Origin of the sequence: Streptococcus humanilactis (genome assembly GCF_019448275.1) — a bacterium.
Lineage (GTDB): Bacteria > Bacillota > Bacilli > Lactobacillales > Streptococcaceae > Streptococcus > Streptococcus humanilactis.
In genome coordinates this window covers 1-311 of the sequence record NZ_JAHXBZ010000028.1, presented here as the reverse complement: position 1 = coordinate 311, position 311 = coordinate 1, and the positions used below count along the sequence as shown (strand labels likewise).

The following is a 311-nucleotide window of genomic DNA, read 5'->3' as shown; positions in this document are numbered from 1 at the left end:
GTGCTTGCTGATGTAGACGCTACGGCACTTGTTGACGCTGATGTAGAGGCTACCGCGCTAGTACTTGCTGATGTAGAGGCTACCGCACTTGTGCTTGCTGATGTAGAGGCTACGGCGCTTGTGCTTGCTGAGGTAGATGCTACAGCGCTTGTGCTGGCTGAAGTAGAGGCTACGGCACTTGTTGACGCTGAGGTAGACGCTACCGCACTTGTTGATGCTGATGTAGAGGCTACCGCACTTGTTGATGCTGATGTAGACGCTACAGCGCTTGTGCTTGCTGATGTAGACGCTACGGCGCTTGTGCTTGCTGA

Annotated in this window: 1 pseudogene; it reads left to right on the top strand. The window is 54.0% G+C overall.

Annotation, left to right across the window (positions count from 1 at the left end):
• A pseudogene (locus KV696_RS09705) lies at positions 1–311 on the top strand (adhesive domain-containing protein); the annotation flags it as partial.